General features: G+C 24.1%; 30 protein-coding genes. 25 read left to right on the forward strand and 5 right to left on the reverse strand.

Going from position 1 to position 21,897, the window contains the following annotated elements; all coding sequences use genetic code 4:
* Positions 1-61: 61 nt before the first annotated feature.
* On the forward strand, positions 62-259 hold the full coding sequence (locus tag ACXUB0_RS07170; RefSeq protein WP_458258244.1) for a hypothetical protein: 198 nt from the start codon (positions 62-64) through the stop codon (positions 257-259).
* 25 nt (positions 260-284) lie between these two features.
* The gene (locus tag ACXUB0_RS07175) at positions 285-1,199 is read left to right on the forward strand and encodes an Mbov_0401 family ICE element transposase-like protein (protein ID WP_458258804.1); all 915 of its coding nucleotides are present in this window, start codon (positions 285-287) and stop codon (positions 1,197-1,199) included.
* A 2-nt stretch (positions 1,200-1,201) separates the two neighbouring features.
* On the opposite strand, the gene ACXUB0_RS07180 is transcribed toward ACXUB0_RS07175, so the two are convergent.
* The 4 genes from ACXUB0_RS07180 to ACXUB0_RS07195 form a co-directional block, all read right to left on the reverse strand.
* Positions 1,202-2,322, reverse strand: a protein-coding gene (locus ACXUB0_RS07180; protein WP_458258245.1) for an IS3 family transposase whose coding sequence is annotated in 2 segments (ribosomal slippage) — positions 1,202-2,046 and positions 2,046-2,322 — 1,122 coding nt in all. Because the reading frame shifts where the segments join, the coding sequence is not laid out codon by codon here.
* A gap of 205 nt (positions 2,323-2,527) precedes the next feature.
* Positions 2,528-3,088 carry a 5-formyltetrahydrofolate cyclo-ligase gene (locus ACXUB0_RS07185; protein ID WP_458258246.1) on the reverse strand — a complete coding sequence of 187 codons (561 nt, stop codon included), beginning with the start codon at positions 3,086-3,088 and terminating at the stop codon, positions 2,528-2,530.
* On the reverse strand, positions 3,072-3,530 hold the full coding sequence (sufU, locus tag ACXUB0_RS07190) for a Fe-S cluster assembly sulfur transfer protein SufU (RefSeq protein ID WP_174481014.1): 459 nt from the start codon (positions 3,528-3,530) through the stop codon (positions 3,072-3,074). The genes ACXUB0_RS07185 and sufU overlap by 17 nt, the downstream gene beginning before the upstream one ends.
* Positions 3,517-4,800, reverse strand: a complete 1,284-nt coding sequence (locus tag ACXUB0_RS07195; protein WP_458258247.1) for an aminotransferase class V-fold PLP-dependent enzyme — start codon at positions 4,798-4,800, stop codon at positions 3,517-3,519. Before ACXUB0_RS07195 ends, sufU begins: the two co-directional genes overlap by 14 nt.
* 305 nt (positions 4,801-5,105) lie before the next feature.
* On the opposite strand from ACXUB0_RS07195, the gene ACXUB0_RS07200 reads away from it, so the two are divergent.
* The 7 genes from ACXUB0_RS07200 to ACXUB0_RS07230 all read left to right on the forward strand — a co-directional run bounded on the left by ACXUB0_RS07200 (position 5,106) and on the right by ACXUB0_RS07230 (position 11,667).
* Positions 5,106-7,145, forward strand: a complete 2,040-nt coding sequence (locus ACXUB0_RS07200) for a hypothetical protein (RefSeq protein ID WP_458258248.1) — start codon at positions 5,106-5,108, stop codon at positions 7,143-7,145.
* A gap of 16 nt (positions 7,146-7,161) precedes the next feature.
* Positions 7,162-8,877, forward strand: a complete 1,716-nt coding sequence (locus ACXUB0_RS07205; RefSeq protein WP_458258249.1) for a hypothetical protein — start codon at positions 7,162-7,164, stop codon at positions 8,875-8,877.
* Between the two features lie 51 nt (positions 8,878-8,928).
* Positions 8,929-9,348 (forward strand): HIT family protein, encoded by a 420-nt coding sequence (locus ACXUB0_RS07210; protein WP_458258250.1) that lies wholly within the window; start codon positions 8,929-8,931, stop codon positions 9,346-9,348.
* Between the two features lie 24 nt (positions 9,349-9,372).
* Positions 9,373-9,735, forward strand: coding sequence for a hypothetical protein (locus ACXUB0_RS07215; protein ID WP_458258251.1), 363 nt, complete (start codon positions 9,373-9,375; stop codon positions 9,733-9,735).
* A gap of 303 nt (positions 9,736-10,038) precedes the next feature.
* On the forward strand, positions 10,039-10,161 hold the full coding sequence (locus tag ACXUB0_RS07220) for a hypothetical protein (RefSeq protein ID WP_256468302.1): 123 nt from the start codon (positions 10,039-10,041) through the stop codon (positions 10,159-10,161).
* Between the two features lie 217 nt (positions 10,162-10,378).
* A complete protein-coding gene (locus ACXUB0_RS07225; RefSeq protein WP_458258252.1) occupies positions 10,379-11,200 on the forward strand; it encodes a hypothetical protein in 822 nt (273 codons plus the stop codon).
* Between the two features lie 65 nt (positions 11,201-11,265).
* Positions 11,266-11,667 (forward strand): hypothetical protein, encoded by a 402-nt coding sequence (locus tag ACXUB0_RS07230; protein ID WP_458258253.1) that lies wholly within the window; start codon positions 11,266-11,268, stop codon positions 11,665-11,667.
* 97 nt (positions 11,668-11,764) lie between these two features.
* On the opposite strand, the gene ACXUB0_RS07235 is transcribed toward ACXUB0_RS07230, so the two are convergent.
* On the reverse strand, positions 11,765-13,051 hold the full coding sequence (locus tag ACXUB0_RS07235) for a hypothetical protein (RefSeq protein WP_458258254.1): 1,287 nt from the start codon (positions 13,049-13,051) through the stop codon (positions 11,765-11,767).
* Positions 13,052-13,594: 543 nt separating this feature from the next.
* Here ACXUB0_RS07235 and ACXUB0_RS07240 point away from each other — a divergent pair.
* The 16 genes from ACXUB0_RS07240 to ACXUB0_RS07315 all read left to right on the forward strand — a co-directional run bounded on the left by ACXUB0_RS07240 (position 13,595) and on the right by ACXUB0_RS07315 (position 21,548).
* Entirely contained in the window at positions 13,595-14,347 is a 753-nt protein-coding gene (locus ACXUB0_RS07240) for a rolling circle replication-associated protein (RefSeq protein WP_458258255.1), read from the forward strand.
* A gap of 81 nt (positions 14,348-14,428) precedes the next feature.
* Positions 14,429-14,554 carry a hypothetical protein gene (locus ACXUB0_RS07245; RefSeq protein ID WP_458258256.1) on the forward strand — a complete coding sequence of 42 codons (126 nt, stop codon included), beginning with the start codon at positions 14,429-14,431 and terminating at the stop codon, positions 14,552-14,554.
* A gap of 234 nt (positions 14,555-14,788) precedes the next feature.
* Positions 14,789-15,064: a hypothetical protein gene (locus tag ACXUB0_RS07250; protein ID WP_458258257.1), complete on the forward strand. Its 276-nt coding sequence runs from the start codon at positions 14,789-14,791 to the stop codon at positions 15,062-15,064.
* Positions 15,065-15,124: 60 nt separating this feature from the next.
* Complete coding sequence (locus ACXUB0_RS07255) at positions 15,125-15,328, forward strand: hypothetical protein (RefSeq protein ID WP_458257399.1); 204 nt, start codon at positions 15,125-15,127, stop codon at positions 15,326-15,328.
* Positions 15,329-15,526: 198 nt separating this feature from the next.
* Positions 15,527-15,805 (forward strand): transposase, encoded by a 279-nt coding sequence (locus ACXUB0_RS07260; RefSeq protein WP_458258258.1) that lies wholly within the window; start codon positions 15,527-15,529, stop codon positions 15,803-15,805.
* Between the two features lie 41 nt (positions 15,806-15,846).
* On the forward strand, positions 15,847-15,990 hold the full coding sequence (locus ACXUB0_RS07265) for a hypothetical protein (RefSeq protein WP_458258259.1): 144 nt from the start codon (positions 15,847-15,849) through the stop codon (positions 15,988-15,990).
* Positions 15,924-16,367, forward strand: coding sequence for an IS3 family transposase (locus ACXUB0_RS07270; protein WP_458258260.1), 444 nt, complete (start codon positions 15,924-15,926; stop codon positions 16,365-16,367). The genes ACXUB0_RS07265 and ACXUB0_RS07270 overlap by 67 nt, the downstream gene beginning before the upstream one ends.
* 283 nt (positions 16,368-16,650) lie before the next feature.
* A complete protein-coding gene (locus tag ACXUB0_RS07275) occupies positions 16,651-16,869 on the forward strand; it encodes an IS3 family transposase (protein ID WP_458258805.1) in 219 nt (72 codons plus the stop codon).
* Between the two features lie 67 nt (positions 16,870-16,936).
* The gene (locus ACXUB0_RS07280) at positions 16,937-17,716 is read left to right on the forward strand and encodes a hypothetical protein (RefSeq protein WP_458258261.1); all 780 of its coding nucleotides are present in this window, start codon (positions 16,937-16,939) and stop codon (positions 17,714-17,716) included.
* Between the two features lies 1 nt (position 17,717).
* Positions 17,718-17,906, forward strand: a complete 189-nt coding sequence (locus ACXUB0_RS07285) for a hypothetical protein (protein ID WP_458257624.1) — start codon at positions 17,718-17,720, stop codon at positions 17,904-17,906.
* A gap of 1 nt (position 17,907) precedes the next feature.
* Positions 17,908-18,108: a hypothetical protein gene (locus ACXUB0_RS07290; RefSeq protein ID WP_458257623.1), complete on the forward strand. Its 201-nt coding sequence runs from the start codon at positions 17,908-17,910 to the stop codon at positions 18,106-18,108.
* 36 nt (positions 18,109-18,144) lie between these two features.
* On the forward strand, positions 18,145-18,405 hold the full coding sequence (locus ACXUB0_RS07295; RefSeq protein WP_338956747.1) for a hypothetical protein: 261 nt from the start codon (positions 18,145-18,147) through the stop codon (positions 18,403-18,405).
* A gap of 286 nt (positions 18,406-18,691) precedes the next feature.
* The gene (locus ACXUB0_RS07300; RefSeq protein WP_458258262.1) at positions 18,692-19,009 is read left to right on the forward strand and encodes a hypothetical protein; all 318 of its coding nucleotides are present in this window, start codon (positions 18,692-18,694) and stop codon (positions 19,007-19,009) included.
* 209 nt (positions 19,010-19,218) lie between these two features.
* Positions 19,219-19,410 carry a hypothetical protein gene (locus ACXUB0_RS07305; protein ID WP_458258263.1) on the forward strand — a complete coding sequence of 64 codons (192 nt, stop codon included), beginning with the start codon at positions 19,219-19,221 and terminating at the stop codon, positions 19,408-19,410.
* 2 nt (positions 19,411-19,412) lie between these two features.
* Complete coding sequence (locus ACXUB0_RS07310) at positions 19,413-20,297, forward strand: hypothetical protein (protein ID WP_458258264.1); 885 nt, start codon at positions 19,413-19,415, stop codon at positions 20,295-20,297.
* Between the two features lie 402 nt (positions 20,298-20,699).
* Complete coding sequence (locus tag ACXUB0_RS07315; protein WP_458258265.1) at positions 20,700-21,548, forward strand: hypothetical protein; 849 nt, start codon at positions 20,700-20,702, stop codon at positions 21,546-21,548.
* Positions 21,549-21,897: the final 349 nt, after the last annotated feature.

Here is a 21,897-nt window from a genome sequence, read left to right on the forward strand (position 1 = left end):
TTACTCCTTATTAACATATATAAGTTAAAATTAAATTATTTAAAAGAAAGGAACATTAAAAATGTTAAAATTACCATTCCTTAATCTTTTTGATTGAGACAAACACGATTTTAATCAAGATGAATTAAGTTTAAAACAAACAGAAGAATTATTTGCAAAAATAGATGAACAACTATGAAATGAATGTGATAAATCTGTATATAAATCATATAGATTCAGAGAACGAAAATTAAAAGAAAAAAGGTTTATTAAATTATAAACGACGTATTTGTAAATATTATAACATAGAAAAACAAAAAACTGAATATGTATCGTTATTAGATAACTATCTTGGTGTTAAAAAATATAGTAAACTTGCACCTAATGTTATTAAACAAATTTTAAAATTTTTTGCTGATGGAAAAAAGTATCGTGATGTTTGTGATACTTTTATTGAAGATTTAATAAGTACTAGTACAGTTTGTAGAACATATCAAAAATTTGAATTGCCAAAAGCAAATATCCCTAAAATAGTATTAAAACCAAATCAAACTTTATATATAAATATTGATGATGGACATAGAAAATTTAAGTTTAATGAAAAACACAATACTAAAAATTGTAAAAAATGTTCTATGAGATTAATAGTATTTTGTACTGGTAAAAAGAAAAATGGAAAATTAATTAATAAAAGAGCAGTTTGTAAAATAAGAGTATCAAAAACAGAAATTGGTGCAGAAAAAACAGTTAAATTTATTCAAAAATATGGTAATTTATATTTTGAAAACTTTGACCAAGCAAATTTAATAGTTTGTGGAGATAGTGCAAAATGAATTAGAAAAACTGCTACAATTTTAAATGCTAAATTTATTTTGGATAAATTTCATGCTTTTCATGTTTTATTTCTTGGTATAATGGCAGGAAGAAGAAAAAATAAAATTGCTAAACTACATTATGAAAATGCAATAAATTTATTTGCAAAAGGTAAATATTATGAATTAATTAATTTTTTACAATTACTAACTTTACAATATAAAAAATTAAAAGTTGGTTATTTTATTAATGCCAAAGATGGTGTATTAAACCAAGCATTAGTTGAAAATATTGGTTGCTTTACTGAAACTAATATTAAACAAATTTTAAAACATATGATTGGTGATAGAACTTATAATATTGATATATATACAAAAATGGTTAATTGGAATGGCAACACTTTTTAGGACTATTTTTTGGTAGACACTTGTTCTTGATATTTGATAGGAGTTAAGTAGTTTAAAGTGCTGTCGATTCTTATGTTGTTGTATCAATTGATATAATCAAATAATTCTAATTTTAATTGGATTAATGATGTAAAATTTTTATCATTAATAAATTCTGTTTTGAAAGTTTTAAAAGTTGCTTCAGCAACAGCATTATCATAAGGACAACCTTTTTTGCTTAAAGATCGAGTAATATTGAATGCTAATAAAAGATTATTAATAATTTTATTGTTAAATTCATTACCTCGATCACTATGAAATATTTGGATATCTTTTAAACAGCGATTTGATTGCATAAATGCTTGATATACTAGTAATGCATCTTTTTTAACTCCAACACTATGTCCAATAATTTCTCGGTTAAATAGGTCTATTAATAGGCAAATATAGTTTCATTTACCATTAACTTGAACGTAAGTTAAATCACTAACAATAACTTCATTTTTAACCCTATTATTAAAGTTTCTATTAACAAGATTGGTTATTTGACTATTATTGACTTTATTATGATGATTTTTGAATGATAATTTAGTGTATTTTGATATTAAATTATGCTTATTCATAATTTCTTTAATTTTTCTTCTTGATAAATAAATTTCTTGGTTTTCTAAAATTTTTTTTAATCTTCTAGTACCATAAACTTCTTTATTTTCTTTAAAAGCACTAATAACAGCTTCATCATACATATTATTTTTGATTTTATTTTCTTTTTTCTTTAAGTTAAAATAATATGTTGATTTAGATATTTTCAAAAAACGACACATTGTGCGAATTTTATATTTAACTTTATTTTTAGCAATAATTTCTACTTTCTGCCTATTATTAGTGCTGCTTGCTTTAAAATATCATTTTCCATTCTTAATTGTTTTAATTCTTTTCTTAATTTAATTAATTCATTTTCTTCAACAGAACGATTATCTTTAGTTTTAAAACTACCTGAATTAGTAAATTGCTTAATTCAATTATAAGTAGCTGCTCTTGTAACATTGTACTCTTTAGCAAGACAAGACACTGACTTACCGCTTTGATATAAAGCTACTATTTGTTTTTTAAATTCATCTGAATATGAGTTAATATTGGCCATAATTATACTTCCTTTCTTTTCACTAATTTGTTCACTTGTCTACGTAATTAGTGTCCAATAAAGTGTAACCCATCCATTCTAAGTAAATCTTAATTTAAGTCTATAATTAAAAAAATGAATATACAATAAAAATAAAAAAAATAATTTGATTAATTAAACTATCTTTTATTTATTGATTAGTGTATTTAATTTTTAGATTAAAATATTAATTAGTAAAAATATAGTCTAATGGTATATCTCAATTATCGTGATTAATTATATAAGGAATTTTTTGAATAGCAAAACCAAGTCCTATTTTACTAAAGTTAAATTTATTTTTAGATAAATAACGATCGTAAAAACCTTTACCATAACCAATACGATAATAATCTTTATCAAAAGCAATCAATGGTACTAACATACAATCAATTTGACTTCCTATAACTTTTTGGCAATTTAAACTTGGTTGTCCAATTTTAAAATCATTATCAAATACTATATCGTTTCAACTATTAATAAAGTAAAATTCCAAATGCTCACCATTCATTTTTGGTAAACAAACTTGTTTTAGATTTTTTCATAATAATTCAATAATTTCTTTAGTTTCTACTTCATATGGTAAGGAATTATAAAGAGCAAATACATTATTTTGTTTAAAATAATGTGATTCATTAAATTTATTGAAAATAATTTTATTTCACTTTTGATAATTATTTTTAGAAACATTTTTTAATTTTTTTAAATAAATGGTTCTTAAACTAATTTTATCCTTAATTTCCATTTCCATTTTTTTCACATTCTTTCTCAATTATTTTATTAATACCATTAATACCAATAAGGGCACATTTAATTCGATTACGTTGTCTTGGTACATTTTTAAAAGCAATCATATTTTCAATTATTTTATCATTAAATTGCTTTTCTGATAACATTGCTTGATAATTAATAATAATTTCTTTTATTTGTGATATTGTTTTACCTTCAATTAAAATACAAAAAAGATCGGTTGCTGCAGTTGAAATAGCACACCCAATTCCAGTAAAGCGTGCGCTATTAATAACTTTATTTTTAATAGAAATTTCAACATGAAAATTATCAACACATGATTCATTGTTTTGATGATATGTCAAACTATTTGGTAAATTTTTAAAACCTTTATTTTTTGGATTACTATAGTGTTCAACAATTAGTTTGCGATAATAGTCTTGATTGTTATTAAAAGAATTCATTTAAAAAATCTCCTCCTTCATTAATCCCTTTTTTTAAAGCTATTACTAATAAGTCAATATCTTTTTTGCAATTGTATATGTAAAAACTAAGACGAATTGTTACTTCAGCGTTAATTATATTAGGTAATAATTTAGCACAATAAGTTCCGCTGCGTACGCATATATTTTGTGTTCCTAAAAAATTAGCAACATCTTGTGCAAATACTTTTTTAATATTAAATATTATGTTACTACTATTGCCATCAATATTATAAATTTCAATGTTATTTCCTAACTGTGCTGTTAATTGTTCAATTGCGTATTTTTTTAGTAAAATTTCATGATTTCTAATATTTTCAATACCAATGTTTAATAAATACTTAATAGCTGCACCTAGCCCAAATACACCCGCAATATTTTGTGTTCCACCTTCAAAACGATAAGGACTATCTAATAAGTTAAATTTACCATTTTCATAAATATCACCATTCATGCCTCCACCCAATATTAGTGGATCTAGCATATTTAATCATTCGTTTTTTCCTCAAAAGACACCGATTCCAGTTGGACCAAAAACTTTATGACCAGAAAATGCAAAAAAATCAATATTTCAATTTTTAACATCGGTTTTTATATGTCCTATTGATTGTGCACCATCTATTATTACTAAAATATTTTTAAAAATTCAATTATCACTTTTAACATTTTTTTTACCATATTCTTTAATAAAATTAGTTAATGTTTCAGTATCATTTTCTATTGCTAAAGAATTATTAATATTTGCAAAAGCAACTATTCTGGTTTTAGGTGTTAAAACTTTTTTTAAATTTTCAACAGTAATGACTCCTTGTTTATTTGTTTCAATAAATTTTATTTTAATTTTTTTAGTTTGTATCAAACGATAAAATGGTAAGAGTAATGAGCTATGTTCTAAAGTGGTTAATAAAATTTCATCATTTTCTTGTAAATATTTTTCTAAGCCAAAAGCAATTTGATTATAAGCAAAAGTTGCTGAAGGACAAAAAACTATTTCGTTTTCGTTACTATTAATAAATTTACTAATTGTTTTTCTAGTATCTTCAAATATATCATTTCCCTTAACAGCAAGTTGATAATCTTGACTATGTGGATTAATACAATATTTTTCATAATAATCCCTAACAGCATCAATAACTATTTGTGGTTTTAGTGAAGAAGCCGCTGTATCTAAATAAACTAAATCAGGATTATTTTTAAAAAAGGGAAAATCAGTTTTAAAGGTATTATCATTAATGTTTATTTTTTTATTCATATTTACCCCTATATCATTACACCAAATATAATATACTTATACTAATGATTATACACTTAATTTTGTGCTAATTTTCTTAAAATTAAAAAATGAATAAAATATTATTTGTGCACTATAAAGTAATAATATTTAAAAAAATTAATATTTTAAATTTTTTAAAATAAATAATTGGTAATTAGTTATTTCATTTTAAAATTAATTAGAAAAAACTATCCCTTAAATATAAATTTTATGTTAAGATATCTTAGTAAAATAAATTAAAAAATCTTTTTTTGCTATAGATTTAATTAAAAGGAGTGAATAAAGTGCGCAATATTCTTGCCTTAGTTGCAGCTTTCACGTTATCATCAACATCAACTATGTCTATTATAGCTTGTAATAATTCAAATGAAAGAGGCACAACTAATGTTTTCGACTGAAATAGTGCTTTTATAGATACAAGTACTACGACTGACACCTTTTTTAATTACTTATTAAATAATCCCAATAGTGGATGAGGTAAAACATTATATACTGATATTAATCAATATATTAATCTTTCAATTTTAAAAAATACTCCAGAATATAAAGATGATTATCTTGCTGCTTTGACAGCAGCTCAATCTGAGATGGAAAATAAAATAAAATCATTACAAGCAAAATATGGTCGTTCATGAGAAAAACAATGAAAGAAAGTATTGGGCGATGATGATGTTAATACTTACATTGATAATATTTTAAAAAAGAGTGCTTTAGGTATTATTCAACGTAGTTATGTTACTAGTAATTATAAGGATTATAAATACTACAATCAAAATGAAATTAATATTTGATTAAAGGATTTATGAGAACAAGTAAAGAGTGAAAACAATCCAAATGGTACTTATGATAGTGTAAAACAGTACATTAATGGTAAAACAAGTATTACTGATGCTGGTAAATATTCTAGCAAAATTTGAGTTGTTGCTAATGCCAATAGTTTAAATCCTGATCTTACCGATTTTAAACAATTAGATGATGCTGTTAAAGCTGCTAAAACATGAACTGGTGTTAATATTAGTCTTCCTGTTGTAAAAACTAGTGATGATAAGAATGATAGTAATTATGAAATAGATTCATACAATACTATTGATGGCTTATTAAGTGATAATCAATCTAAAATAGCTAAAGTAATGTTAAGAAATCAAGAATTAATTTGAACTCGTCAAATTGTTATTCCTTTTGATTCTAATGCTAAACCTTTACAAGAAAAGATTAGTGCTTCTCAGTTTTCTCAAAATAAAACTAAAATTAATGAAATTTTAAAGAATATTAGAACTAATGGTTTTGATCAAACATTCACTGAAGAAAAAGGGGCCGCTACTACTGATGTTACTAAAACTGGTGATTTAGGATTAATGGATATTACTAAATCTTCACAAGAGAATAGTCCTTTTTATTATTACTTATATCGTTATGTAACTACTGCTGAAGGTGTTGGTAAAAATGTTGATGGTATTCAACCATATAAATTAACACAATTTACTTCACCAACTGACAAGGAAAAGGGTTTAGATGACTTAATTCCTTATATAGACCGTGATACTATTAAAGATAAAGGTAAAGATGGTACTAGCCAATATAATGATTTAGTTTATATGAAAGATATAAAAGGACCACAACTTCCTGATGCTGCAGTTAATAATGGACCTGGAGTTGGCATTTTTATTGATACTGGTGGTATTCATTTTATTCAAACGCCAGGTATCACATATCAACAGCAAGACAAACCTAAAAGCGATGAATCAACTTATAATATAATTAAAACATTTAAAAATCATAGAAAAGATACTTATCAGTGAAAAGACTTAGCACCGTTATCTGAGCGTCCAGGTGGATTATCTGATTCTCCTTATCTTGATTATTTACAAACTGGTTTTTTACTACAAAAATATACTTCAAATACAACTCTTACTTTTAATTTAAATGATGCATTAACAGCCTTTACTGGAGGTACTGGTAGCCTTGGTGATGCAACTTGATGAGATTATAATTTATACTTTAATAATAACTCGAGTTTAATTCATTGAAATTTACAGGATATATTTGGTTCAAGTCCTCTTGATCCAACTGATACAAAAATTAATAGCTTTGTTGAAAAAATGAAAAGTTGATTTGATAAAACTAAAGAAAATCGTTGAAACAATAGACAAGGTATTAATATTAATGCAACATTTAAGGATAATATTATAAAAACTAATAATACATGAGATGGCTTTACACAAGATGCACCAGTTGCTCGTATGGATACTAATATTGCTAATTATCTAGATGTTGTTGGGAAACGAACATTATGATGATATGATCCAAGTATCATTAGTTCTTAGACGGGAGATATAAAAAATGAAAAAGAGAAAAAAGATTTTACCATTATTAACTTCAGTTACTCTTTTATCTGGCCCTGTATTATTATTAGTTGCTTGTGATAATGAACGTGATATGAGTAATTTACCTAGTGGTAAAATTCCTGATGATTATAAAAATCGTGTATTATTTAATTTTTTAGGAGTAAATTTTAATGAAACGATTTCTGCTCAGTTTAAGAATACTTATTCACAAGGTCTTGATTTTATTTTAAAAGATGTTGAAGGAACAATTGCTCAGCAAAAATTTTATGAATTTTTTCATAAGAAACTTCATTATAGTGAAGACACAAAAAATGCAGATGGTACTACTGCAATAATGGGAGAAGCCAATAAAGCTTTTATAAAACTTAAAGATGATTTAGGATTAAGTTTATTAACTCAAAAGTACTTAAGTGGTATTAATACAGCCAATTCACTAGATAAAGTATCAGCAGCAGATAATAATGAGTTATTATTTCAAAATCAAAGTTGACATCAGGATGGTACAAGTAAATTTAATTATCAAAATGTAGATTTTTATAAAGAAAAAAATAAAGATACTGGTAAAGTTAATGATCCTGATCAAATATTTACTCCTGATAGTTTATATAAAGATTATGGTGATAAAGATGCTGCTTTTGATGAACAATTAGCTGCCATTGCTAAACATCCAGATGACAATTATAGTAATGAAATTGGTAAATTATTACCAAATGATGCTAAAAAATGAAATAGTAGTGCTGGTATTAATAAAACACAAAAAAGTCTTTCTGGTACTGATATTCCAACTTATTCAAAATATTTAAAACGTTTCCAATGATGATTACGTTTTCGTTATCAACAATATTATCAATATGAAATTTTACCAGCATTAAATCAAACTTTATTTACAATGTCTTATATTTTAGACAATATTATTGATATTAAAGATAATGAAGCAGGTAAACCTATAATTTCAACCCAAACAAATAATCTTTACATAAGTCAATTACAAGATACTACTGGTTGACAAAAGAGTAACTATAATGTAAATTGAAACTTTACTACTGATTTAGCAAATGCGCAAAGCATTGATAAAAAATGAAATAGTAGTCCTTCTGAACCTCCAAAGTGAGAATCAATTGTTAAAGATGATGATTCAGGAAAAGGAAAAACTTTAAATTCTGATTTTTTTACTCAATTAACAAGCGGTAATGCCTCAACTATTAGTGAAATTGATCCTAATTTTGGTGCTAATGGTTTCTTAAGTACTGCAACTAATAATCAATTGGCTACAAGTTGAGTATCTAATGGTGGATTACATTACACTACGAATAATAATATTGCTACATTTACTTACTCTGCTCCTATTTATTTCCTAAACCTTCTACAAAATTTAGATTTTAGTTTTTTAAGTAATAAAAACGAAGGCTGAGTTCCAGAAATTAGTAATTTAATTCATTCATGAAACATTAGTGGTAATGCTAGTCTTAAGACAGATTTCTCTAAGTATATAAGAGCTGATGGTAAGGAAAGCACTATTACCCAAGAAACAAAGTGAAATATATTTTGACAAATGTTATATTCTATATCTGCTACTGATTCTGAAACTAAAGATTCACCAGCAGCTGAAAACTTTAAAATCGCTGCCCAAAATTTATTTCCAACATATATTCCAAAAAATAATATATATGAAGAAGAGTTTTGAAATAAGGTAAAAGAGTTTTATCCATAATAATACTTAATATTTTAAGTTTTACTTATAAAGTAAATTGAGGTGAAATATATGACAAATAAAGCATGCATTTTTTGTACAATTGTTAAAGATACAAATAACTTAATTTTTGAAGATACAAATACAGCAGCATTCATGGATATCAATCCCTTAACTAAAGGACACATTCTAGTAATTCCAAAGCAACATTTTGAAACTTTTATTGATACTACACCTAAAATAGTGAGCGATGTTAGTATCACAACTCATAAAATTGCTAATTTGCTAATAAAAACTATTCCCGAAATTAAAGGATTTAATATTTTAACTAATAATGGTAGCGAAGCATTTCAAGAAGTATTTCATTATCATGTTCATATTATTCCAAAATATATTCGTGAAAAAGGGTTTTTAATTAATAGGACAAAAGAAAATGTTACAATTGATGATATTAATAATCTTAAAAAAATACTAAAATCACAATTAATGTAAAACAAATATTTAAGGAGGAAAAAAATGAAAAGTCTTAAGTTATTAACTTTACCTAAAATATTAATGCTAATTGGTGCTGTATGAATTATTGTTTTTAGTTTATTGTATGCAGCGGGAGTTATAACTTATAGTTTCTATGGCTGAAATGAAAATGGAGCTACATTAGTTATAATAGGTATTATTTATATTCTAATACCATTTTCAGTTAAACCCGGATTATGATCAAGACTATGAGCACTATTTATATCATTTCTTTCAGTTATAATAGTTATTGGTTTATTTGTTGGCAAAGATGTAGATTATAAGTCAACATGAACTTATATTAATGCTTTACCACATATTATCATGGCGTTTGGTTCTATTTTATGAATAGTTAATAGTAAATAAGTCATAAAATAATTATTAATAACTTAAAATATTGGACAATACATTATCCAATATTTTTTTTATAATTTTGGTTGAAAATAGTATTAAACCAATTTTTAATAAATAATTAATAATATTTTTAGAATTTATTTTCAACATAAATAATAAGAAAAAAATATTATAATAGTTATTATTATCAAATTTTATAAAAATTATTAATTGATGAGTGGCATAACTACCTTTTTGTTTTCATCAAAAAAGCATTTTTTATTAATGATGCTATAATTTTAAGCATTAATAAAAAAAGATAAAGGAGATTGAGATATGAAAAAAAGAAAAGTGTTACATTGTTCAAGCTGTAATAAAGAAATTAATGGTAATGATTTAGCTTCAAACTCAAAAACAGCAAGAAAAATTATGAAATGCCCAGAGTGTGCTAATCAATAATTTTTTGATTATTAATAAAATTTATACTATTATCAATAGCCCTTATCAACTAATTTTAAAAATTTTTACTGATTGTTTTAGATTTCTAAAACAATTTTCATCTTAATTGTTAATAAAACAAATTAGAATTAAAAACAATACTAGTCTATATCTATTGATATCAAAGGCAAGAATATAAAGAACTTATTTCTGAAATCAAAATATGGAGGAGTATTATATGTCTAAAAAAAATAAAAATTCAAAAATTATTGCTGGAATAATTAGTTCTGCGGTTTTAATTAGTGGTGCAACTACTGGTATTTTATATAATTCTGAAATGGAAGAAAATATTGAAGAAGAAATTGAAATTGAAAAGAAAAAAAACTTAGAAATAATTTTTCCTAAAGGAAAAAGAAATTTAGGTAAAATTTATATTGGACAAGACATAACTACTATAAATGATGATGAAAAAGTAAAAAAAGAAATTATAGATATTTTTAGTAATAAATATAATATAGATGTAACTAGTTTGGAAATTAAAATTGTTACTAATCAAAATGAAGCAATAATTACTTCAATAAATGAAGATATCTATATTGGAACAGTAAAGCTTAAGTATAGTCCTAATAGAACTTTTGTAACGTTAGATTATATTGTTCCTGATTTGAATATAAGAGATAAACAAGTTCCTACTTACTCTTATCAACATCATCAAGAAATTTTATTTGGAAAAAATGATATTTTAAATGATAATGAATTTAAAAATTTACCTGCTGTAAATGATTTTATTAATATTTTAAATGAACAAGTTAAATTTAAAGCAAGTGAAGAATCAAATAATGCTTTTAAAAAGTTAGAAAATAATAATGATAATTTTAAAGATTTTGAAGATTTAAAAAAACAATTTAATGATCATCATCTTTTATTTGATGGCAAAATTGATTTTGAATCATTTATTAAAACAATTAGTAATTATCATATAAATGCAAATATTGATGAATTAAAAACAGGAATATGTCGGTTTTATAATATTTTAGCTCAATTATATGGAAAAAAATAATGTTTTTAAAATGTTAGAAAAAATTGAATTAGATCAAAAGTTGTGAGAACAATCTAAAAATAAATATGTCAGGAGAAGCACATTTTGGTTCTTGTAATGATAATATGTGTAATACTAAAATAATACTTGATACAGATATTTTTAGAGATATAAAGTATGGAATGGAAGTTATGGTACATGAATATGGTCATATTTTGGATTCTTTAATTCGTAATAAACAAAATAATAATTTTGATGCAAGAAAATATATGATTTCATCATTAGCAAACGGAACTAAGATTAATAATAAATCTTATCAAAAACTTTTAAGTTATGGTATTGTTAGAAATTGATATGGAAGAACATCATATATTGATTTATTTCCAGAAGCTTTTGGTCGTTGAATAATGACTCCTGAACAAAATCGTGATCTTGGATGAGAAAAATTAGATAAATTTTTTCGAATAGATTTACTTAAATTATTATAATAACAAAAAATATATCTTTATAATCATAATAAGGACAAAATTTATTTTGTCCTTATTATTAATTTTGTTTATTAATTAAAAATTGTAAATAAAGTTATTAATTGTTCATTATGTTATGAAAATTAATGTTGTTTAATGCAATGTTAACATATGTCATACGACCAAATGAAGAATTTAAAAAACAATACCATTGAAAGTAAATATTATCATTATCATGCCAAAGATCTAAATTAAGAGCAATTTCTGTTCCTCATCCTCCACCATCTTTAGTATTAATATAAGCAATAAAAAGAACATTAGCATTACCGGGGTTTTTATATTGTTCAATTTTTGCAGTATTAGTTGCTAGTGTTGGACTACTTTTAATTCCTGTTGAAGTTGATACTTTGAAATATGAATTAATAAAAGAAAAAGTTGGATACATATTAGTGAAGGTATTTCAGTATCTCGCGTAATTGCTTCACTTAAGAATATTATAAACATTAGAATTATCAGTAGCGATTGATGTTCCATTATGTCAATCTGAAAAAGAATAATTTATTTTATCATTAATAATATTATTAGTGTTTTTTCAATTATTATAATAAATAGCCACTAGATTATTACTTTTATCAAAAATTCAATTTAATGAATAGTTTTTAGTAGTTAATGTTAGTGGTCATTTATTCAAAAAATTATAAACATTTTGATTATCAATAATTAAATTAATAATGTTACTATTTAATTGATTGTTAATTTGCCCTTTTAAACTAGTTTGATTAATAAAATACACTGCTAAGTTATTAGCTATTGTCTTACTAACTTTATTATCATGTGTTGCTTTAGCAATATAATATAAACCTAGTGTTTCATTTAGATTATTGCTATGTTCAACTTTATCAGCACCTGCTTGATTAGAAATATCAATATGTTTTTCAATATCACCTTGTTGAATATATTTTCAATTATTATAACCAGTAAAGTATGAATCAGAATATTCACTTTTACTATATGGATTATAATCATCTTTAATAATAGTTACTTTTTTGTGGCTGTTCATTTCTTGTTTTGTATTTTCAATATTTACTTTATCTTTATCAGGAATATTTATATTAGGGTTATAAACTAGGTTACCATAGTTATCTACTAAAAAAGTATTCCTTGCTTTAGGAAAAGTGTATTTTGCTAAAGATAATGTATCATAACTATAAAATTTATGATCTGTTATTGATTGATTAGTAATTCACTCACTATTGCTTAAATAGTTAAATTGGTTATTGAATGAAGTATTATTTTCTTCTAATTTATTTATTAGTACAGTATTTTCAATATTTTTATTATTAATATTGTTTCCTAAAAAAGTTAAAGGTGGTATCACACTTAAAAAAATTAAATATTTATTCATAATTTTATACCTCTATTTTTTAAATAATTATATATTTTATAACACTTTAGTCATTAAAAAGTGTTGATTTAATTATAAACATTTTATTTGAAATTAGCAAAAACTAAAAAACTTAAATAAATAATGTGTATTAAATGTACTTTACAATATGTTTCAATATTAATAATTTGCATATTAAATAAGTTCTTTTTTAAGTTATAAGTTAAGTATCGTTTTTGTTTAGTTAAGTATCGTTTTTGTTTATGTTTGCTTTTATAATTTTTTATGATAAGATTTGTTTGTTATTAAAATGTATAAAATTGGTTTTTTGAAAACCTAGAATGTGTGAATTTTATATATGGATATTCAGCAAGATTTTTATGTTAAAAAGATTTTTTATGCTTGTTATGTTAAAATGTAGTATTACCTATTTCTTTTTTAAATAATATTGGAAATAAAAAAGGTAAATGTTATGTTGGTAATAAGCAAAAATTAAGAAATAATACTGTTCGTACTAAAAATAATTTAATTCAAAAAGCATTACATAATTTTTATAATAGTAAAATGTTGAGTTTTGTTACTTTAACTTATAAAGAAAATATGCAAGATGTTAAACAATCAAAAAAAGATATTCGTTTGTTTTTTCTTAAATTAAAAAAATGGTGAAATGACCCAAAGCGTGCTAAATATATGGGTGAATTAAAATATATGTATGTTTATGAATATCAAGACCGTGGAGCAGTACATTTTCATATAATTTTTAATAGAAAGATACCATATAATATGATACGTGATTGATGACCACATGCTGGTAATGCTAAGGGCATTGATTTAAGAGTTGTTCGTAAAGGTACAAATGAATTTGTTATTAAATATTTAGGTAAATATGTTACAAAATCCTTAGATGATGTTAAATCTATAAATCAAACAGATATAGGAATAAAAGCATATTCTTTTAGTCTTAATTGTAAAAATCCTATTATAGTTCGTGGAATTAAAAAAATGACAATCGAAGATATAATTAAAGCAAGTTTTAATGCAACAAATGTATTTTATTTTAAAACTCAAAGAGATAATAATGGGGATACTGTTATGATTGGTGGTATTATTGAAAGCACTGTTGTTAATGATTATTTTAATGAGTATGAAGATTATGAACGTTATGTATATTTAAGTGCTTTATCGCATAATTATTATTTACGGACTAGTGAAATCGGTTATTTAATTCAAAGAGATAAAGATGTTTTAACTTGGGCAGAGAAAGTTTTTGGTAATAAAGTTGAAAAAATAGATTTTAAAAAAAGAGTTTTACATTAATTTTTATAATATTTATGAGTTTTTATATAGTATAATTCAAATATAAATTTGATGTATTTATATTTGAAAGGAAAATTGAAAATGATTAATCATAAAAGTTGTATGGTTTGTAATGAAAAATTTACTATAAAAACTATTGATAGTGCTTTGTATTTATCTCATTGTAGTGGAAAATGTTATGAAAAAACTTTGGAAAAATATAAATAAAAGAAAGTAAATTAAAATTTTTATTTTTAATAAAATACTTGTATATATATATATATATATATATAATGTTTATTGAACATTAGTGATTACACACATTCTTACTAATGTTCATTTTTTATTTTTTGTTGAAATTTTATATTTTTATGGTATATTATTAATAAGTATAGGTTTTACCCTACTATGCTTAACTTATTAAGTTTTTAATTTAATGAATGTGTGAGGTTAAGTTTTTTTATGTTTAAAGTTCAATTAGTTAATATTGAAAAAGGGCGTATTATTCCCGATAAAAATAATAAAGGTAAAACATTAAAGTTTGATGTTTTGAAGTTTGTAGAAATAAATAAACAAACAAGCGTGCCAACTGGTCAAACACGTGATAAATGATATAATCCGGAATTTGCTAGTGATTTTAATAATTGTTTATCTGCTGTTGATTTAAAAGTTGGCAATTTTTATTCACTTGAACTTGATTTAAGCGGTAATATTAAAAAACTTTCTAATTGAAAATAGTTATTTATTAAAAGGGTAATTTTAAATAATTATTAATATGTTAGGAGTTAAGTTTAAATTATGGCTAAAAATGATAATTGTTCATGTGAACAAGCATTTCATTTAGCAATTTATATATGTAAACTTTGTGACCAAGTTGTTTGTCCCAAAAGAGTTTTACAAAACTTATATACTAAAAATTATTATTGTCCAAATTGTATATTAGATATTGCTTTAAATAAAGCAATGAGACAACAAGAAAGTAAGTTAAATTATGAGACATAAGTGTAGTGATTGAACTTATGAAAGAGTATGTGGTTGTGAAATGTGTTACAGAGTTGCTAATGAAATGGAACGAATAAGAAAACAAAATAAAAAAAAATCAAGGTGGTAAATAAAAATGCAAGTGGATGGGTTACACTTTATTGGACACTAATTACGTAGACAAGTGAACAAATTAGTGAAAAGAAAGGAAGTATAATTATGGCCAATATTAACTCATATTCAGATGAATTTAAAAAACAAATAGTAGCTTTATATCAAAGCGGTAAGTCAGTGTCTTGTCTTGCTAAAGAGTACAATGTTACAAGAGCAGCTACTTATAATTGAATTAAGCAATTTACTAATTCAGGTAGTTTTAAAACTAAAGATAATCGTTCTGTTGAAGAAAATGAATTAATTAAATTAAGAAAAGAATTAAAACAATTAAGAATGGAAAATGATACTTTAAAGCAAGCAGCACTAATAATAGGCAGAAAGTAGAAATTATTGCTAAAAATAAAGTTAAATATAAAATTCGCACAATGTGTCGTTTTTTGAAAATATCTAAATCAACATATTATTTTAACTTAAAGAAAAAAGAAAATAAAATCAAAATAATATGTATGATGAAGCTGTTATTAGTGCTTTTAAAGAAAATAAAGAAGTTTATGGTACTAGAAGATTAAAAAAAATTTTAGAAAACCAAGAAATTTATTTATCAAGAAGAAAAATTAAAGAAATTATGAATAAGCATAATTTAATATCAAAATACACTAAATTATCATTCAAAAATCATCATAATAAAGTCAATAATAGTCAAATAACCAATCTTGTTAATAGAAACTTTAATAATAGGGTTAAAAATGAAGTTATTGTTAGTGATTTAACTTACGTTCAAGTTAATGGTAAATGAAACTATATTTGCCTATTAATAGACCTATTTAACCGCGAAATTATTGGACATAGTGTTGGAGTTAAAAAAGATGCATTACTAGTATATCAAGCATTTATGCAATCAAATCGCTGTTTAAGAACCTGTTTGGAATCTTTTAAACATAATTAAACTAAAAAAGGGAATAATTATTTCTAACCTGACAGTTAATTAACATTTTATTTTCTTTGTCATTTTTTTGTTAAAAAGATTTTATCATTTGACAACTTATCGATTAAAAATTTATTTTTCAACTATAAAATAACATTTATGATATTAATTTAATCAAAAATAAGTTAAAAAAGATCCTAAACAGGTTCTAAAAGATATCCAAATATTTCATAGTGATCGAGGTAATGAATTTAACAATAAAATTATTAATAATCTTTTATTAGCATTCAATATTACTCGATCTTTAAGCAAAAAAGGTTGTCCTTATGATAATGCTGTTGCTGAAGCAACTTTTAAAACTTTCAAAACTGAATTTATTAATGATAAAAATTTTACATCATTAATCCAATTAAAATTAGAATTATTTGATTATATCAATTGATACAACAACATAAGAATCGACAGCACTTTAAACTACTTAACTCCTATCAAATATCAAGAACAAGTGTCTACCAAAAAATAGTCCTAAAAAGTGTTGCCATTCCACTTTAACTAAAATTTTAAGAACAGGATTAAGTCCATTAAGTGCTATGGTAGGAGTTAGTGCTTATTATGGTCAATATTTAAAAGACCCAATTTTAGGTTCTATTAATTCTTTGTTATTTAGTAAGAAGTTGGCAATTGATATATGAAATATTAATCAAAGACCAACTACTAAAAATAAAGTTATTAATAGTTATAAAAAGATATTTTTAGGATTAGGAACAATTGGTTTAGTTAATTATGCTAAGTTTGTTAATTATGTAGATAAGTCAGTTTTTTTATTAAGAGATGAACCATGTTTTTGACCACCTTGTCCTACACCACCACCAATTCCTACCCCAATACCAACACCTAGTCCAATAGTTAATAAACCTTTTGTAGACTGAGATACTTATATATCTTTAAATAGTTTTGGTATAGCAAATGTTATTAGTGGTTTAACTGAATTAATACTTAATAGATTTGAAATTATACGTAAAATAGCGAATACGGGTACTGGTGGTTGTTTGATTAGTAGTGGTGTTGCTATGGGTATTAATAATAATTTTAATAATTATTTTGCTATTCCTACGATTATTGCCGGTGCAAGTGAGATTATAAATACTTTATTGTTACCGTTAAGAAATACACATAATAATACAGAATTACAAGAAGTATTTACTGATGAAAGAGCAAGATTAATTAATGCTAGTGTTAATGATTATCAAAGTACAAATGACAGTATGGTTGATGTTAATTTAAATGATGATAGTATGTCGGAGATTAATTTAGATAGAGCAAGTTTAAATTGGGATTATTCTTATGCTTATACGTTAGGTGGTGTTTAAAATGGTTAAATGAATAGTTGTGATAATTGCTGTGTTAGGTACTTTTTGATTTTTTAAAGATTCTATTAAAAAGTTAGTTTGAAAATTTAAACATAAAAAACATGAAGTAATTGAACCCGATTGTTGATATTGTAAAGAACAAAAACGTAAAGAAAGAGCAAGAAAAGAATTAGAGGAGGGAGGTGATTAGTATGCCAAAAGGACTTAGTGCTTTAATTGATATGATTGGAGGTATTGGCCAAAAATTATTAGAATCTTTTAGTTATGTTTTTAATTGAGTATTTGCTGGTGATTCTATAATGACAAATTGACCGGTTTTAATTCCAATATTTATGATGGTATTAGTGTTTATTAAAGAATTTATTGGACATATTATTAGGGGGTTTAGATAGAAAAAAAATGAAACTTATTTTTAGGAGGTAATGGTTATGATTAAATTATTTTTTGCAATAATTTTTGTTTTTCCTTTATTAGGTAAACTTTTACCTTCTTTAAATAATATTGTGCAAAATATTTTGCAAAGTTATATTACTGATTTTTCTGGTTTACATAATTTGTCTTTGGTTATTAAAAGTTTCATTTTTGGTGATAGTTCACAACAAATAGTTTCAATGCCAGCACCATTGTTAGCAATTATTTTAGTACTTTTTACTTTTTCATTAATTTTAAAATTATTAAAAATAATATAGGAGTAGTTTATTATGGGTGTTGCTTTTATTTCAAAAGTTTTAGAACCTGTTTAGGACCTTTTTTAACTTATTTTTGATTAAATTAATATCATAAATGTTATTTTATAGTTGAAAAATAAATTTTTAATCGATAAGTTGTCAAATGATAAAATCTTTTTAACAAAAAAATGACAAAGAAAATAAAATGTTAATTAACTGTCAGGTTAGAAATAATTATTCCCTTTTTTAGTTTAATTATGTTTAAAAGATTCCAAACAGGTTCTTAGAAATATTTGGAGAAATTTTTATGAAATTTTGAAATTTGCCAATGGCAGATTTAGGTTTTAATTTAGGTACTTTTGTTGTTTTCATTCTTTTAATAAAGTTTGCTATGTCAGTTTTTTTAAATATTGATATTCAACCAGTTTCTACATCGGGGACTGTAAAGCAAAGTTATAAAAATATTAAAGGTAGTTCAAAATTTGTTGGTAAAAAAATTGCTAAGGTTCATAGTAAACGTATTGATAAATTAAAAGAAAAAAATAAAAAACAAGGTAAGTTTAAAGGTGGTGCTGGTGGTAATAAATTTACTGGAACATTTAGTGGTTGAGGAGTTGGCAATTAATTATGAGTGATTTTGTGAATAGTATATTGCATTTAATTTTTATATTTTCTAGTAGAGATATTCAAATATTTTTTAATCAACCAAATATTACTAATGAAGTTTATATTTTGTTTAATTTGACTTTTTGGTTGATATTAGGTGTATTTTTTAATTTTATTTATCGTGGTATTAAATTTATTTTTAGGCTATTGTTTGGGTAGGTGTTAGTTATGAGTGTTTTAGAGATATACAATCAGATTCATAAATGTATAGTTGATTATTGAACTATGTTTATAGGTAGTCCAGTTGACCAATTTACTACTATTTTATGAAATTTAGTAGTTTATGGAACTCAGTTTTTTATTGGATTTGTTTTGTTTTATGGTTCATGGTGAATTTTAAAATGTTTATTTGGTAAATAATTATGTGATTTAAGTTTGCTAAATTATTTTTTGTTGTAAATACTTCTGTTCAAGCACCCACTAGTTTAATTGTTTCAAATGACCCTAATGTTGTTAATTATGATATTAAAAAAGAAATGATTAAACACGTTAAGTATAATGATTTTAATGCTTGAGCAACAATACCATGAAATTCTGCTTATTTTGACATTGACCAACCGGATTTAAAATTAGTTAGTGGTGAATATATTGGTAATCAGGGTACTTATATATGTTCTTATTATAGTGATACAGTTGGTGTTCCAAAACAACAGATAAATATGGGGTCTGGCGTTTATACTTTTAATAGAAAACAATTGGATGAATTTTCACGTATTATGTTTAATCATAATTATGTTTCAGAAAAGAATACTAATCATTTGAATTTTGTTAATAACGATAGGAGAGTTATAAATTTTCAAACACAGTTAAATTTTGAAATTGATAAACCTTTGAGTTTTTATATTCAAGGATTTATGTTTTATTTTGAATATGAACGTTTTAAAACTTTTACTGCTAATTTTACTTTTAGTTTTTTAGATTATGTTGGTAATACAAAGTATGTTTTTAAAGGTAAAGTGGATAATGATATTTATCAACAAGATTTATATAATTTTGTTATTTTGCCTATTCGTGTACCAAATTTAAAACATTTAAGAGTATTTTTTGACGTTCACGGTGATTCATATTCTTATATGTCACCACAATTAAATTTTGGTCAAATTAATATTTTTTCAAGTGAGAAAGTAACACCAGTACCGCCAAATAGTCCTTTTAACCCTGAGTATGAGCGTGTTAGTTGATATGATGTTTTTGGTCAATTGCGTAATGCTTTTAGAACCTGTTTGGAATCTTTTAAACATAATTAAACTAAAAAAGGGAATAATTATTTCTAACCTGACAGTTAATTAACATTTTATTTTCTTTGTCATTTTTTTGTTAAAAAGATTTTATCATTTGACAACTTATCGATTAAAAATTTATTTTTCAACTATAAAATAACATTTATGATATTAATTTAATCAAAAATAAGTTAAAAAAGATCCTAAACAGGTTCTTAGATGATTACTTTATGGTGTTGTTGGTAAGGTTTTACCAGTTGAACCATTAAGACAGTTTCTTTTTACAACAGATAGTTTATTACGGCATATTTTTTCAGATACTATTAGTACTGCTTTAAATGTTGATATTGTTAGTGCAATTGAAAATATTATACCTTTGTGATTATTTGTTAGAGCAATTAGTTTAATTATAGGTTAGGAGTTGAAATAATGCCTTGATATGGTTATGTGTTATTAGTTATAGGTTTGATTATAATTATTTATCCAATTTGTATAACTATTCGTAATGTTAAAATTTTAAAACGAGTTGGTAGTTATATTATTTCAGCACCTCCAAGAACTGGTAAATCTGCCCTTGCTTGTTGTTTAGCACAAACTCATAAGAAACGAGTAGTTAGTCCTTTCCCTATTAAGTTAAAGACTGGTTATTCTTATTTGGTTAATTATAACGATGTTTTTACTTTTAATCAGTTAGCAAGTAATTATGCTTTTGAGGAACAAGATTTAATAATTTTAGATGAATTAGCATTAAAAATAAATTCTAATGATTTAGGAGTACAGTTTAAAAATCAACAAGAAAGTTTAGGACAATTTTGTAAATTAATAGGTCATATGTTTAATGGTACAATGTATTTGATTGAACAACACCCTAATAGAATACCAGTACAAGCAAGAGAAAAAGTGGAATATGTTGTTCAAGTTAAAAAAATGCGTATTTTATTATTTTTTGTTGTATTTAATATTAATTTATATACTAATATTGATGATTATAATAAAGTAGTATTTTCACGACGTAAAACAAAGAAAATGTTTAAAAAAGGTATAATGCCTCCAAGTTATAGTGGTGAAGCAATGACTATGATTTTATTTTTTCCTAGACATTGATTAAAAAGGTATAATTCTAGGGCTTTACATTATGTGCATGAACTTAAAAGTGAATTATCACCTAAAAAATACCTTAAAGAAGCAAGTAGTATTGATATGACTTATAATGACATTAAATCTGCTGGTTTAGATAAATTAGATAATATTTTAAAGAAAAAGGGAGATAAAAATTAAAAAAATGGCCGGAACCAACAAAGAACCTTTTGTTGGGTTGGCCGCGGGGTTTAGCCCCGCTGGGGTGAGTTGCGAAGCAACGAGGGGCAAAGCCCCTACTTCTTGATAACCCAATGAAAAAAAATAATAATTTATTTATTGGAAAAATATTATTATTATGATAATATTCTACAAAAGAATATAAAGTTTTTTAATCCTCTTATTTTAATTTTAAAATAAATGGGTTTTTTATTTTTAGAAAGGAAGAAAAAATAATGGCAGCTGAAACTTATATTAGAAAATTAAAATTATCGCCAACATTTGCATTCACAACACAACAAATCCGTTCATTGACAAAAGAGCACGATTG

Source organism: Spiroplasma endosymbiont of Dactylopius coccus, from assembly GCF_977110965.1.